The sequence below is a fragment of the Flavobacterium labens genome (assembly GCF_048286755.1).
Lineage (GTDB): Bacteria > Bacteroidota > Bacteroidia > Flavobacteriales > Flavobacteriaceae > Flavobacterium.
This window is the reverse complement of the sequence record NZ_JBLVPL010000001.1, coordinates 210,232-223,573: the sequence shown is the minus strand read 5'-3', so window position 1 is coordinate 223,573 and position 13,342 is coordinate 210,232. Positions and strand designations below refer to the sequence as shown.

The window sequence follows — 13,342 nt, the reverse complement described above, 5'->3', positions numbered from 1 at the left end:
AAAACATCCACGTACGCTGGATGTTTTTTTATTTATAGCTATTTATAATATACCTTTGCCAATCTAAAATGATATCATTGCCTAATTATATTCCTTTCAAATGAGAATAATATTTTATCTGTGTTTTTTGGTGTTTCCAGCTGTCGTCTTTTCTCAAGAAAAAAGAGAACAGACAATTATTTATGATAGTAAATACAATAGCTCAGATTCTGTTAAAAAGCAGATTCAAAAAACAGCAACCATCGATCTCTATAAGGTAATCACTATAGAAAATGATACAACTTATATTGATACTTCTCTTACCATTCAAAAAGAATATAGCCACAACTATTTGCGAAAAGACATTTTCGGTCTCTTGCCGTTCTCAAATGACGGACAAACGGACAATACCCTGCAGTATAGTTTAACTGATTTTTCACCATATCCTGAGTTTGGTTTTAAAGCAAAACATTTTAATTTTTTAGAAGCGAATCAAATAAGATATTATTCCGTTGCGACACCCGTTACCGAATTATATTTTAAAACTACTGTCAGAAAAGGGCAGTCTGTTGATGCTTTTATTACATTAAATACTTCTGAAAATCTTAATTTTTCTATTGCATATAAAGGTTTGCGTTCAGAAGGGGAATATATTAATCAGTTGTCAAGTACAGGTAATTTTAGGTTTACCACAAGTTTTAATACCAAAAATAAGCGCTATTTTGCTAAAGTGCATTATACTTTTCAAGACATTCTGAATGAGGAAAATGGGGGAATAACAACAATAGATGATTTCGAAAGTGAAGATCCAAACTATAATAATCGCCAACGATTTGAAGTTTACTTTTCAGATGCTAAGTCTTTTCTTAAAGGAAAAAGAATATTTCTAGATCATAATTTCAGGATAAATTCAGAAAAAGGGAATAATAACTTGTATTTAACCCATCAGTTCAATTATGAAAATAAATTTTTCGAATACAATCAGGCCACTGTTCCATCAACAGTAGCAGGGACAATTGTATATAGATTTGGGGAGTCTTTTAAAACCAGCGGGATAAACGATCAAACCCGTTACAATAAAATGTACAATAGAGTAGGGTTAGTTTATGAGAACACCACTTTAGGTAAATTCCAGTTTTTTGCTGATGATTTTAGATCGAATTATTATTACGATCAGATTTTGATTTTTGATAATCAAAATGTGATACCAAGTTCATTTAGTCAAGAAATTAATAGTGTTGGTGGTCAATATGAGTACCAAAAAAACAAATGGAATGGTAAGTTTTTATACTCAAGATCTTTAACGGCGCAGTCTTTGTCAAATCTTGATGCTAAATTAGAATATGATTTTAATGATGAAACACAATTCTCATTTCAGTATCAGAATATAAATAAATTACCAAACAGTAATTACAATCTATATCAAAGTAGTTACGTTCAGTACAATTGGTCAAATGATTTTAAGAACGAAAAAATAAATTCAATTAGCGCAAATGCAAATTCTCCTTGGGTAGATGCAGAAGTACAGTTTTCAGTTTTAAAAGATCATTTGTATTTTAATGATGTGTCAAGTTCTGAACAAGCATTAGCAAAAACACAAATAGTGGCTCCATCTCAATATGACGGGACTATAAATTATTTGTCTGTAAAAGTAAGTAGAGAATTGATATTTGGAAATTTTGCTCTAGATAATACCATTTTATATCAAAAAGTAGATCAACAAGATGCGATTTTAAATGTTCCAGAAATTGTAACAAGAAACACATTTTATTATTCGAATTATTTGTTTAAAAAAGCCTTATTTTTGCAAACAGGCATCTCGCTCAATTACTTTTCGAGCTATTATGCCAATGATTATAATCCTGTGATAGGAGAGTTTTTTGCCCAAAATGATAAGCAAATTGGAAATCATCCAAACTTTGATTTTTTTATAAACGCAAAAATTCAAAGAACGCGTATTTATTTCAAAGCGGAGCATTTTAATTCCTCGCTTACGGGTAATAATTTTTATTCTTCACCAAATAATCCATCGCGTGATTTCACGATTCGATTCGGATTAATTTGGAACTTCTTTAATTAATTTCAGACGGTTGTATAGCCTTTAAGTGCTCTTTTCTTGGGCGTTTCCCGTGCTGTCTGCTATAGCCACTTGCTTAAAGGAAGCAAGTAAAGGATGCCGCTACCATCACTAACGCAAAATTCCGTAAACCAGGATATTTTTATAACAAAATACTATCTTTGCAGCAGTATTTACAACAAATGACAATCTTAAATCCACAATAAAATGCGCTACGCAGAAAATATATTAGGCACAATAGGCAATACACCATTAGTAAAACTGAATAAAGTGACTGCAGAAGTAGAAGCTTTGGTACTTGCTAAGGTGGAAACGTTCAACCCAGGAAATTCCGTAAAGGATAGAATGGCAGTAAAAATGATTGAAGATGCCGAAGCTGACGGAAGATTAAAACCAGGCGGAACTATTATTGAAGGAACTTCCGGGAATACAGGAATGGGATTGGCATTAGTAGCCATCATAAAAGGATACAAACTGATTTGTGTGATTTCAGATAAACAGTCGAAGGAAAAGATGGATATTCTTCGTGCAGTAGGAGCTAAAGTTGTGGTTTGTCCTACTGATGTTGAGCCAACTGATCCGCGTTCCTACTATTCGGTTTCCAAAAGATTAGCCAAAGAAACGCCTAATTCTTGGTATGTGAATCAATACGATAACCCTTCAAATGCTATTGCGCATTACGAACAAACGGGACCGGAAATTTGGGAGCAAACAGGAGGTAAAATCACTCATTTTGTTGTAGGAGTAGGTACTGGGGGAACAATTTCTGGTGTAGCTAAATATTTAAAAGAGAAAAATCCAAACATTAAAATTTGGGGAATAGATACCTATGGTTCTGTATTTAAAAAGTATCATGAAACTGGAATTTTTGATGAAAATGAAATCTATTCGTATATCACAGAAGGGATTGGAGAGGATATTCTTCCAAAAAATGTTGATTTTTCTTTGATTGACGGATTTACAAAAGTAACGGATAAAGATGCAGCGGTTTATACCCGTAAAATTGCACTTGAAGAAGGAATATTTGTAGGGAATTCAGCTGGAGCTGCGATAAAAGGATTATTGCAACTCAAAGAACATTTCAAACCTGAAGATGTCGTGGTTGTTTTATTCCATGATTCAGGAAGCCGTTACGTAGGTAAAATGTTCAATGATGATTGGATGCGTGAACGTGGTTTTTTAGACGAAGAAATTACAAAAGCTGAGGATGTTATTAAAGATCATATCGATAAACCATTAATTGTAGTTCGCACAGAAGAATTAGTTTCGCATGCTATAGAAAGAATGCGTAAATACAAGATATCTCAAATTCCGGTTATTGACGTTACAGGATTTGTAGGTTCTGTTGATGAAAGTGATTTGTTTCAAAGCTATGTTGCCGATAAAAATGTTGCTGACAAACCTATAAAAGAAGTTATGGGAAAACCATTTCCGATAGTAAAATTTGGTACTCCAATAGAAGAAGTTTCTCGATTATTTACAAAAGAGAATGAAGCCGTTTTGATCGAATTAGAAAATGGAAATCACCATATTATTACCAAATATGATATTATTGGATCGATAAAATAAAATTTTATAATTCAAAAATATTAAAGTTTTTAAAGCCATGAATTTGACGAGTTTATTTCGTTAAATTTGTGGTTTTTTAGATTTATAAGAAACATATAATATGACCTTCACTGCCATAGATTTTGAAACTGCTACCGCATTCCATCCTTGTTCCGTAGGTATTGTTACCGTAGAAAACGGGATAATTGTTGATGAGTTTGTTAGTTTAATTAAGCCACCAAACAATCTATATTCGCCTTTTACAATTCAAGTTCATGGGATATATCCGCGAGATACGGTGAATGCAAAATCATTTGCACAGGTATATCCTGAAATACAAAAACGCCTTAAAAATAGAGTAGTTGTAGCCCATAATGAGAGTTTCGACAGAAATGTTCTTGCGAAATCAATGGCGCTTTATGGTTTGGATTATGCTGATTTGAATATTGCATCCCGTTGGGAATGTACCGTGAAAATTTATAAAGCCAAAGGGTTAAAGCCAACTAAATTAAGTGATTGTTGCCGAGAAATGGATATCGCATTAAATCATCACGAAGCATTATCTGATGCTCGGGCTTGTGCCAAATTATATATATTGAAATAAAATTCTTTCATTTTAGTTTTTTTTCCTTATTTTAGAAGTCTCTTATCTCCAAGTATATACTCTATTATCTAAAAAAAAAATGAAAGAAGATTTTCTCCATTACCTCTGGAAGTTTAAGAAGTTTGATGTTCTGAATTTAAAGACTGTCAACAACGAGGAAATCACAATTGTCAATGTAGGTCAGTATCTTGAATTAGCAGGGCCAGACTTTTTTAATGCTCAGATAGTTATTGGTACTCAAAAATGGGCGGGTAACGTTGAAATTCATCTTAAATCTTCGGATTGGTATGTGCATCATCACGAAAAAGATGTGGGTTATGAAAATGTAATTTTGCATGTGGTTTGGGAACATGACGTGGCCGTTTTTAGAAGTGATAATTCTGAAATTTCAGTTTTAGAATTAAAAAAATACGTAGAAAAAGCGACTGTTGAAAACTATCAGTCTTTAATGGCCCCGAAATCATGGATTTTTTGTAAAAAACAACTAAAAGATGTTGATGCGTTTGCATTGAAAAACTGGCAAGAACGTTTGTTTTTTGAACGTTTGGAAAGAAAATCTCAACCTATATTTGATTTATTGGAGCAAACCAATCAAGATTGGGAAGGAGTTTTATTCTGTTTATTAGCTAAGAATTTTGGATTAAACACAAACGGAGAAATTTTCTATAAAATGGCGCAGTCTCTTCCTTTTTCAATAATTAGAAAGGAAAGTTTTGAAGTCGAAAACTTAGAAGCTTTGATTTTTGGTGCTGCTGGGTTATTGGATTCTGAAAAAGAAGATAACTATTTCAAGGACTTAAAATTCAAATATTTCCACTTGTTGCATAAGTATCAAATGGAAAAGGTTTGTTTAGGACCAGTACAGTTTTTTAAGCATCGACCGGATAATTTCCCAACGATACGACTCTCTCAGTTAGCCAATTTATACCATAGTAAGCAGAATTTATTTTCTAAAATAAGTAGCCTAAATTCATTGAAAAGTACTTACGAATTGTTTCAAATTACTGCTTCGGAATATTGGCAAAGCCATTATCAGTTTGATAAAGAAAGCCCGATAAAAAAGAAAACTCTTTCTAAATCTTTTATTGATTTAATTGTGATAAATACTATAATTCCGATTCAATTTGCTTTTGCAAAAAGTCAAGGAAAAGAAATTTCGGAGGACTTAATTAGATTTTTAAATGAAGTTGCGGCAGAGAAAAATGCCATTATAGAAAAATTTACTTCTTTTGGAATACTATCAAAAACTGCTTTTGAAACACAATCTTTGTTGCAAATAAAGAATGAGTATTGTAATAAAAGTAAGTGTTTAGAATGTGCTATAGGTATGGAATTAATGAAAAAAAGTTGATATGTTGATTCGTTTATTCATTTATACGAAAAATTCGTAATTTTGCTAATAATTCATAACTCATAAAATGTCAGTAGTAATAAAACTAAAGTTCTTTTTTGAAAAACATGGTTTTCATGTTTCTTCTCGTTTAGCTGATACTTTGGGAATGCGTGCTAGTAGTGTGCGATTGTTTTTTATCTATTTGTCTTTTGTCACAGTAGGTTTATGGTTTGCGGTTTATCTCACATTGGCCTTTTGGATTCGATTGAAGGATTTAATTCGCGCCAAACGAACCTCGGTTTTTGATTTGTAAATAGCTATAAATGAAAAAGGGATTATAAAGTATTTAAATACTTTATAATCCCTTTTTTTATTTATGACAAAATTTTATTTGTCTGGATTGTTTAATTTACTGTTTTTCTTTCCGTAAACAAAGTAAATAACAACACCTAATGCCATCCAAATAACAAGTCTCGCCCAGCTTTCATTTGGTAATGAATACATCAAGGCTAAACAGATTAGGATTCCTGCAATTGGTACAAAAGGTACTAAAGGCGTGCGGAAAGATCTTGGAGCATCTGGCATTTTTTTACGCATTACTAAAACTCCGATACATACTAAAACGAAGGCTAATAAAGTTCCAATACTTACCATATGACCTAAATCACTTACTGGTACAAAACCTGCAAAAAGGCTTACGAATACCATAAAGAAAAGATTTGTTTTCCATGGTGTTCTAAATTTTGCGTGAATATCACTAAAGAAAGAAGGTAATAAACCATCTTTACTCATCGTATAGAAAACACGACTTTGTCCCATTAACATCACAAGCATTACCGAAGTATAACCTGCTAAAATAGCTACAATTAAACCAGTTTGTAAAAACGTATATCCAGTTCTTGCAAATGCAGTTGCTGCTGGTTTAGCATCTCCTGCAAATTCATTATACGGAACAAGTCCAGTCATTACATGTGCAAATAATACATATAAAATAGTACAAATGATAAGTGATCCTAAGATACCAATTGGCATCCCTTTTTGTGGGTTTTTTGCTTCTTGTGCTGCTGTAGAAACTGCGTCAAAACCAATGAAAGCAAAAAATACAGTTCCAGCTCCTGCGGCAATTCCTGACCATCCAAATTCTCCAAAAACACCTGTGTTTTCAGGAATGTATGGCGTGTAATTTGCGGTGTCAATAAAGCTCCATCCTAAAACAATAAACATAATAACTACTATTACTTTTACTATAACTAGGAAGTTATTTATAGATGCAGATTCTTTAGTTCCTCTGATCAATAACAAGGATAACATTGAAACGATAAAAATAGCAGGAAGATTAATGATTCCTCCTTCTATAATTGTTCCGTCACTTAATTTTAATGTTTCCCAGGGAGAACATATCAAATCATGTGGAAGATGTATTCCGTATTTGTTTAATAATTCGAGTAAATATCGCGACCAACTTACCCCTACTGTAGCGGCTCCTAATGCGTATTCAAGAACTAAATCCCAACCGATAATCCAAGCCATAAATTCTCCCATAGTTGCATAAGAGTATGTATAAGCACTACCTGCAACGGGTATCATTGATGCAAACTCAGCATAGCAAAGTCCTGCAAAAGCACATCCTACGGCGGCTAGAATAAATGAAAGTGTAACTGCTGGACCGGCATGCTCAGCGGCAGCAATACCTGTTAATGAGAATAATCCTGCTCCAATAATTGCTCCAACTCCAAGTGCTACTAATGAACGTGAAGACAAAGTCCTTTTTAATCCTTTTTCGGATTCTGATGCTTCATTTAGCAGTACCGAAAGTGGTTTAGTTTTCCAAATTGACATGGGTTATATGGTTTTGTTTGTTATTAAGCTCCAAATGTATAGTTTTTTATAAAAAATAAAAACAATAATTTAATTTTAAGTTATAAAAAAGTAATTTAATTGTCTTTATTTGGGGTTTAGTATGAGAAAAAACTTTTTTTGAATGTTGCTGTACTGATTGTCACTCTGTTTTTGAAATAAGTTTTACTTCTTTTAAATATTTTTTCTTAGAAAGTGATAGATCTTGATTTAATTTATAAATTTAGGAATCTTAATTTACTCTATTAATCCTCATATTATAAATGAATTTTAAAACTGTGCGAACTTTCTTCAATTATACTCGAGAGCAACGCACGGGTATTTTCGCATTGTTTGCAATCATAATTCTTTTGCAAATGATTTATTTTTTTGCAGACTTTAGTTTTGAAACAAAAGAATATCCTGATAAGCAAAAATGGCTTTCTCTTCAGTCTAAAGTTGATTCTATGAAAGTAGATAATAACAGGAAGTTGCCTAAAATGTATCTTTTTAATCCTAATTTCATAACTGATTATAAAGGATACAAGTTAGGAATGTCAGTGAAAGAAATTGACCGCTTGTTGGGTTTTAGAAAACAAAATAAATATGTTAATTCGCCTAAGGAATTTCAAAACGTAACTAAAATTTCGGACTCATTGTTAAATGTGATAGCTCCTTTTTTTAAATTTCCTGATTGGGTAAATAATAAGAAAGAATTTAAAGAATTTAAAAAATATCCAAATCAGGCTTTCGCCAAAAAAGAAAAAATCGTTTTAATCGATATTAATCAGGCATCTAAGGAGGATTTGATAAAAATTTACGGAATAGGTGAGGCGATTTCTTTACGAATTTTAAAACAAAAAGAAAGTTTAGGAGGATTTGTTTCCATGGAACAAATGAAAGATGTTTGGGGATTATCGCCTGAAGTGATTGAGAATCTAAACACTCATTTTAAAGTTTCAGTACTTCCAAATTTTAAGAAAATAGATATTAATAATGCTTCTTTAAAAGAGCTTTCCCAGTTTTATTATTTCAGATACGCTTTAGCAAAAGAAATTGTTACTTATAGAAGCATGAGAGGGAATATTAATAATATTGAGGATTTAACAAAAATTAAGGGATTTCCTGTTGATAAAGCAAAAATAATTGGCTTATATTTGGACTTTAATTAAAAGAATCAAATTTTAAGCTCGTGAAAATTGTGTTTTAAGACATTTTAAAATTGATGTAGCACTTTTATTTACTAATTATTTTAACCGTTAAAAAAAGAAATCTGAGACATTACTGCATTATTATGTTTCAATTAATACTATTTGTTAAAAAAAATATATAATATATGAATTCAATTTATTTCACTGAAGAACACCAAGCGTTTAGAGAAAGTTTAAAAGATTTTTTGCAAAAAGAAGTTGTTCCTCATATTGAGAAATGGGAAAAAACAGGTACAATAGAACGTTTTATTTGGGAAAAATTCGGAGAAATGGGATATTTTGGTATTGCCTATCCAGAAGCTTATGGCGGACTTGATTTAGATTTGTTTTACACGGTTATTTTTCTTGAGGAATTACAAAAAATAAAATCATCTGGTTTTGCCGCAGCCATGTGGGCTCATGGGTATTTAGCTATGACACACTTAAATGCCGAAGGTGACGAAAGAATAAAACAAGACTACTTAGTGCCAAGTATTGCTGGAAAGAAAATAGGTGCTTTATGTATCTCGGAGCCTTTTGGCGGAAGTGACGTAGCAGGAATGCGCACAAATGCCGTAAAAAAAGGAGACAAGTATATTATAAATGGTTCTAAAACGTTTATAACTAATGGTGTTTATGCTGATTATTACATTGTAGCTGCAAAAACAAACCCAGAACTGGGTAACAAGGGAATTAGCATCTTTTTAATGGATACGGGTTTGAAAGGGATATCAGCTTCAAAACTTGATAAACTAGGTTGGAGAGCATCGGATACAGCAGAGATTGCCTTTGATAATGTAGAAATCCCTGCTGGAAATTTAATGGGTGAAGAAGGAAAAGGATTTCCTTATATTATGCAGCATTTTGCTTTAGAGCGTTTAATTATGGCTATTAATGCTCATGCTAGAGCTGAATATGCTATTGATTACACTATTGATTATATGTCACAACGTGAGGCTTTTGGTAAAAAAATCAGTAAGTTTCAAGCATTAAGACACACGCTTGTGGAACATGCAACGGATGTTGAGCATTGTAAAATTTTCAATTATGCTGCGGTAGCCCGTCTTGATAAAGGGGAATATGTAGTTAAAGAAGCAACAATGGCAAAATTGAAATCTACAAAAGTAGCCGATGAGACCATTTACAGTTGTTTACAAATGCTAGGAGGCTACGGTTACATGGAAGAGTATCCGTTAGCACGCTTGTTTAGAGATAGTCGTTTAGGGCCTATCGGTGGAGGTACATCAGAAATCTTAAAAGAAATTTTAGGAAAAATGATTATTGACAATCAAAATTATGAGCCCGCTGTAAAATAGTTTGGTTTCCTCGTGTGTAAGGCACGAGTTATAAGCATTAGTAAGAGTCTTGTTTTTCAAGGCTCTTTTTTTTTGTGTGAAGGATAGAAGTGGAAATCCTTTATGGATGCGAAGCAGCAAATAAAGATTGTAGCGCATAGCCTGACGGCAAAAAGATAGTATTTCAATAGATAAAAAATACTTGCTTGCCGGCACACCCAAAATAAATAACAATAAATAGCGATAAAGTAAAAATAATGTCTACTTTTGCAGCCTAAAGAAAGGGGGTGTCTATATTATGTTAATTATACCAATTAAAGACGGAGAAAATATCGATAGAGCGTTAAAACGTTACAAAAGAAAATTTGATAAAACAGGAACTGTTCGTCAATTAAGAGCGCGTACTGCTTTTATTAAACCTTCAGTAACGAATAGAATCAAAATTCAAAAAGCGGCTTATATCCAAAATATGAGAGATAACTTAGAGAGTTAGTCAATATCTATTAAAATAAAATACCGTTAGTCATTAAAAGTTTTATAACTTTGATGCTAACGGTTTTTTTATGGCTACTAATAAAGACGCATTTCGGGATTATCTACAGTTGGAGAAAAAATATTCTTCACATACCGTTACAGCGTATTGTAATGACATTACTTCTTTCGAATCATTCAATACGATACATTTTGACCAAGAGAACGTAGAGCAAGTTAATTATAGCCAAATTAGAAGTTGGATTGTGTCTCTTGTTGATAATGATACATCAAATACTTCAGTTAATAGAAAAATTGCATCCTTAAAAGCATTTTATAAATTTCTATTAAAAACTAAGCAGATAGAAGTGAGTCCGTTGTTGAAACACAAGGCATTAAAGGCTACGAAGTTGTTGCAGATTCCTTTTTCTGAAAAGGAGGTTGTTGATGCTTTGGGTGTGATGCAAAATACTGCTAGTTTTGAAGGGATTAGAAATAAACTTATTGTTGATTTATTTTACACTACAGGGATGCGTAGAGCGGAGTTGATAGGTTTGAAAATTTCAAACATTTATTTGTCTGGTAGTACAATAAAAGTGTTGGGTAAGCGAAATAAGGAGCGAATTCTTCCTGTTTTGCCAATAATAAAAGATCAGTTTGCTTCGTACTTGGAAGAGCGAGGTGGTTTGTTATCTATTGTGGATTGTGATTATTTATTTCTCACAAAAAAAGGGTTAAAATTAAATGATTCCTTTGTGTATCGATTAATAAATTCTTACTTTAGTACTGTCTCTGAAAAAGTAAAAAAGAGCCCCCATATATTGAGACATACTTTTGCAACGCATTTGTTAAATAATGGAGCGGATTTAAATTCAGTCAAGGAATTATTAGGTCATTCTAGTCTGGCATCGACGCAGATATACACACACAGTAGTTTATCAGAACTGAAAAGTGTATATAAAGAAGCGCATCCACGAGGACGGAAGTAATTTTGAGAAATGTTTAACTATTAAAAAAAAATGATTATGAAGGTAAGTGTTCATGCAGTTAACTTTGCTGTTGACAAAAAGCTAGTAGATTTTGTTCAAGAAAGAATGGACAAGTTGGAAAAGTATTATGACAAAGTAGTATCAGCAGATGTTTTTTTAAAGGTTGAAAAAACAAGTGATAAAGAAAATAAAATTGCCGAGGTAAAAATCAATGTTCCTGGAGATGATTTTTTGGTAAAAAAGCAATGTAAAACTTTTGAAGAGGCAGTTGAGCTTTCGGCGGAATCCTTAGAGAGAATGTTGGTAAAAAGGAAAGAAAAAATAAGTTCGCACATTTAATATGAATTTTTTTTAAAAAATGTTTTGATTGAGAGATAAAATCTCTACATTTGCAGTCCGTTAGAAATAGCGGACTTTTTTTATTGATTCGCCAGCGTAGCTCAGTTGGCTAGAGCAGCTGATTTGTAATCAGCAGGTCGTGGGTTCGAGTCCCTCCGCCGGCTCAAGACTGTAAAGGTTTGACGATAAAAAAAGTAGGGGAGATACTCAAGCGGCCAACGAGGGCAGACTGTAAATCTGCTGTGTGAACTTCGCAGGTTCGAATCCTGCTCTCCCCACAAGAATTAATTGTTGGATTGCAAATTTTTAGATTGAAAGTCTAAAGTTAGGAGTCTAAGCTCTTTAATCAAGGGTTCTGCCGACTTAGCTCAGAGGTAGAGTGCTTCCTTGGTAAGGAAGAGGTCACGGGTTCAATTCCCGTAGTTGGCTCAAGTAAGAAGGAAATTGAAATAAATATATAAACTAGATTAAAAATTAAGTAAAATGGCAAAAGAAACCTTTAACCGTTCGAAACCACACTTAAATATTGGTACGATCGGACACGTAGATCACGGTAAAACTACTTTAACAGCAGCAATCACAAAAGTGTTATCTGATGCTGGTTACTGTCAAGCAAAATCATTTGATCAAATTGATAATGCTCCTGAAGAAAAAGAAAGAGGTATTACAATTAATACATCACACGTTGAGTACGAAACTGCTAACCGTCACTACGCACACGTTGACTGTCCTGGTCACGCGGATTACGTAAAAAACATGGTTACTGGTGCTGCTCAAATGGACGGTGCTATCCTTGTTGTAGCTGCAACTGATGGACCAATGCCACAAACACGTGAGCACATCCTTTTAGGTCGCCAAGTTGGTATTCCTAGAATGGTAGTATTCATGAACAAAGTGGATATGGTTGATGATGCTGAGTTGTTGGAACTTGTTGAAATGGAAATTAGAGACTTATTGTCTTTCTACGAATATGATGGAGATAATTGTCCAGTTGTTCAAGGGTCTGCTCTTGGAGGATTGAATAATGATCCAGCTTGGGTACCAAAAATCATTGAATTGATGGAAGCTGTTGATAGCTGGATTGAAGAGCCAGTTCGTGATACAGAAAAACCATTCTTGATGCCAGTTGAGGATGTATTCACAATTACTGGTCGTGGAACTGTTGCTACAGGTCGTATCGAAACTGGTATTGCTAATACAGGAGATGCTGTTGAAATCATTGGTATGGGAGCTGAAAAATTAACTTCTACTATTACAGGAGTTGAGATGTTCCGTAAAATCCTTGATAGAGGTGAAGCAGGAGATAACGTGGGTTTATTGTTGCGTGGTGTTGATAAAGAGTCTATCAAAAGAGGAATGGTTATCATTAAGCCGGGATCAGTTAAACCACACGCTACTTTTAAAGCAGAGGTTTATATCTTGAAAAAAGAAGAAGGTGGACGTCATACTCCATTCCATAATAACTACCGTCCACAGTTCTACGTACGTACAACTGACGTAACAGGAGTTATTACTTTACCAGAAGGTGTAGAGATGGTAATGCCAGGAGACAACTTAACTATTAATGTTGCTTTGTTAAGCCCAATCGCAATGAGCGTTGGTTTACGTTTCGCTATCCGTGAAGGTGGTAGAACAGTAGGTGCTGGTCAAGTAACTGAAATAGTAGGATAATCTACTAAAA

The 13,342-nt window shown here is 33.3% G+C and carries 12 protein-coding genes and 3 tRNA genes; 14 read left to right on the top strand and 1 reads right to left on the bottom strand.

What is annotated here, in order from left to right; translation table 11 throughout:
* Positions 1–100 precede the first annotated feature (100 nt).
* The 5 genes from ACNQF8_RS00940 to ACNQF8_RS00920 all read left to right on the top strand — a co-directional run bounded on the left by ACNQF8_RS00940 (position 101) and on the right by ACNQF8_RS00920 (position 5,854).
* Positions 101–2,059 carry a putative porin gene (locus tag ACNQF8_RS00940; protein WP_417953475.1) on the top strand — a complete coding sequence of 653 codons (1,959 nt, stop codon included), beginning with the start codon at positions 101–103 and terminating at the stop codon, positions 2,057–2,059.
* A gap of 204 nt (positions 2,060–2,263) precedes the next feature.
* Entirely contained in the window at positions 2,264–3,625 is a 1,362-nt protein-coding gene (locus ACNQF8_RS00935) for a pyridoxal-phosphate dependent enzyme (RefSeq protein WP_417953474.1), read from the top strand.
* Between the two features lie 100 nt (positions 3,626–3,725).
* The gene (locus tag ACNQF8_RS00930) at positions 3,726–4,208 is read left to right on the top strand and encodes a 3'-5' exonuclease (RefSeq protein ID WP_417953473.1); all 483 of its coding nucleotides are present in this window, start codon (positions 3,726–3,728) and stop codon (positions 4,206–4,208) included.
* 79 nt (positions 4,209–4,287) lie between these two features.
* Complete coding sequence (locus ACNQF8_RS00925; protein WP_417953472.1) at positions 4,288–5,559, top strand: DUF2851 family protein; 1,272 nt, start codon at positions 4,288–4,290, stop codon at positions 5,557–5,559.
* Positions 5,560–5,626: 67 nt separating this feature from the next.
* Complete coding sequence (locus ACNQF8_RS00920) at positions 5,627–5,854, top strand: PspC family transcriptional regulator (protein WP_099714538.1); 228 nt, start codon at positions 5,627–5,629, stop codon at positions 5,852–5,854.
* 74 nt (positions 5,855–5,928) lie between these two features.
* Here the strand turns inward: ACNQF8_RS00920 and ACNQF8_RS00915 are convergent, their stop codons facing one another.
* A complete protein-coding gene (locus ACNQF8_RS00915; protein WP_417950409.1) occupies positions 5,929–7,380 on the bottom strand; it encodes an amino acid permease in 1,452 nt (483 codons plus the stop codon).
* A gap of 374 nt (positions 7,381–7,754) precedes the next feature.
* On the opposite strand from ACNQF8_RS00915, the gene ACNQF8_RS00910 reads away from it, so the two are divergent.
* The 9 genes from ACNQF8_RS00910 to tuf all read left to right on the top strand — a co-directional run bounded on the left by ACNQF8_RS00910 (position 7,755) and on the right by tuf (position 13,332).
* On the top strand, positions 7,755–8,549 hold the full coding sequence (locus ACNQF8_RS00910) for a ComEA family DNA-binding protein (protein ID WP_417953471.1): 795 nt from the start codon (positions 7,755–7,757) through the stop codon (positions 8,547–8,549).
* A gap of 164 nt (positions 8,550–8,713) precedes the next feature.
* Positions 8,714–9,883, top strand: a complete 1,170-nt coding sequence (locus ACNQF8_RS00905) for an acyl-CoA dehydrogenase family protein (RefSeq protein ID WP_417950407.1) — start codon at positions 8,714–8,716, stop codon at positions 9,881–9,883.
* Positions 9,884–10,160: 277 nt separating this feature from the next.
* On the top strand, positions 10,161–10,355 hold the full coding sequence (gene rpsU / locus ACNQF8_RS00900; protein WP_035670421.1) for a 30S ribosomal protein S21: 195 nt from the start codon (positions 10,161–10,163) through the stop codon (positions 10,353–10,355).
* A gap of 70 nt (positions 10,356–10,425) precedes the next feature.
* Entirely contained in the window at positions 10,426–11,322 is an 897-nt protein-coding gene (locus ACNQF8_RS00895; RefSeq protein WP_417953470.1) for a tyrosine-type recombinase/integrase, read from the top strand.
* Positions 11,323–11,358: 36 nt separating this feature from the next.
* On the top strand, positions 11,359–11,661 hold the full coding sequence (gene hpf / locus ACNQF8_RS00890; protein WP_417950404.1) for a ribosome hibernation-promoting factor, HPF/YfiA family: 303 nt from the start codon (positions 11,359–11,361) through the stop codon (positions 11,659–11,661).
* Positions 11,662–11,751: 90 nt separating this feature from the next.
* Positions 11,752–11,825, top strand: a tRNA-Thr gene (locus tag ACNQF8_RS00885).
* Positions 11,826–11,858: 33 nt separating this feature from the next.
* Positions 11,859–11,939, top strand: a tRNA-Tyr gene (locus ACNQF8_RS00880).
* A gap of 79 nt (positions 11,940–12,018) precedes the next feature.
* Positions 12,019–12,090: transfer RNA gene (locus ACNQF8_RS00875), tRNA-Thr, on the top strand.
* A 54-nt stretch (positions 12,091–12,144) separates the two neighbouring features.
* Positions 12,145–13,332: an elongation factor Tu gene (tuf, locus tag ACNQF8_RS00870; protein WP_099714543.1), complete on the top strand. Its 1,188-nt coding sequence runs from the start codon at positions 12,145–12,147 to the stop codon at positions 13,330–13,332.
* Positions 13,333–13,342 lie beyond the last annotated feature (10 nt).

What these genes read in the sequence shown, in the direction of transcription:
- ACNQF8_RS00940 (WP_417953475.1), top strand. Translation starts at nt 101, where the DNA reads ATGAGAATAATATTTTATCTGTGTTTTTTGGTGTTTCCAGCTGTCGTC.
- ACNQF8_RS00935 (WP_417953474.1), top strand. Translation starts at nt 2,264, where the DNA reads ATGCGCTACGCAGAAAATATATTAGGCACAATAGGCAATACACCATTA.
- ACNQF8_RS00930 (WP_417953473.1), top strand. Translation starts at nt 3,726, where the DNA reads ATGACCTTCACTGCCATAGATTTTGAAACTGCTACCGCATTCCATCCT.
- ACNQF8_RS00925 (WP_417953472.1), top strand. Translation starts at nt 4,288, where the DNA reads ATGAAAGAAGATTTTCTCCATTACCTCTGGAAGTTTAAGAAGTTTGAT.
- ACNQF8_RS00920 (WP_099714538.1), top strand. Translation starts at nt 5,627, where the DNA reads ATGTCAGTAGTAATAAAACTAAAGTTCTTTTTTGAAAAACATGGTTTT.
- ACNQF8_RS00915 (WP_417950409.1), bottom strand. Translation starts at nt 7,380, where the DNA reads ATGTCAATTTGGAAAACTAAACCACTTTCGGTACTGCTAAATGAAGCA.
- ACNQF8_RS00910 (WP_417953471.1), top strand. Translation starts at nt 7,755, where the DNA reads ATGATTTATTTTTTTGCAGACTTTAGTTTTGAAACAAAAGAATATCCT.
- ACNQF8_RS00905 (WP_417950407.1), top strand. Translation starts at nt 8,714, where the DNA reads ATGAATTCAATTTATTTCACTGAAGAACACCAAGCGTTTAGAGAAAGT.
- rpsU (WP_035670421.1), top strand. Translation starts at nt 10,161, where the DNA reads ATGTTAATTATACCAATTAAAGACGGAGAAAATATCGATAGAGCGTTA.
- ACNQF8_RS00895 (WP_417953470.1), top strand. Translation starts at nt 10,426, where the DNA reads ATGGCTACTAATAAAGACGCATTTCGGGATTATCTACAGTTGGAGAAA.
- hpf (WP_417950404.1), top strand. Translation starts at nt 11,359, where the DNA reads ATGAAGGTAAGTGTTCATGCAGTTAACTTTGCTGTTGACAAAAAGCTA.
- tuf (WP_099714543.1), top strand. Translation starts at nt 12,145, where the DNA reads ATGGCAAAAGAAACCTTTAACCGTTCGAAACCACACTTAAATATTGGT.